The 428-nt window shown below is 63.8% G+C and carries 1 protein-coding gene; it reads right to left on the bottom strand.

From position 1 onward, the window contains the following. Positions 1–428: TraI domain-containing protein (locus FJV41_RS50710; protein ID WP_181791611.1), on the bottom strand; the 428-nt coding region annotated here is incomplete at both ends.

Raw genomic sequence — 428 nt, 5'->3', positions numbered from 1 at the left:
ATCCATCCGAGCGTTTCCGCGCCGATGATGCGGTCGGCGAGTAGATTCGACAGTGCCACATGCTGCTTGGCACGGCCAGGGCGCCAGTCGAGGAAGTACGCAGATATGTCGTTCGCGGTCGCCCAGTCGGAGAGGTTCTCGGTGAGTGGCTTCCAGACTTTCGTGCGATCGTGGCTGGTGACGACCAAATCGGTGGCCGGTTTCCCCACGTCATGACACAGCCCCGCGACAAACGCCGTCAGCTGCCAGCGCGGCTCAATTTGTCGGCGCTGCGCGGGAGTACTTCCCAGGTCGAGCAGCAATTTGTCGCTGGCTTGGGCCGCCCAGAGCCCGACCTCGATGGAGTGGCGAAGGAGGCCACCGGCACCTCTGTGGTGATGGGCTTGCGAAGCCGGCAACAGGTGGCAGTACGACACGAAGCGGCGGAG

The sequence above is a fragment of the Myxococcus llanfairpwllgwyngyllgogerychwyrndrobwllllantysiliogogogochensis genome, assembly GCF_006636215.1.
In the GTDB taxonomy this organism is placed as follows: Bacteria; Myxococcota; Myxococcia; order Myxococcales; family Myxococcaceae; genus Myxococcus; species Myxococcus llanfairpwllgwyngyllgogerychwyrndrobwllllantysiliogogogochensis.
The sequence above is the reverse complement of the archived record's forward strand: the minus strand, read 5'-3'. Positions and strand labels throughout refer to the sequence as shown.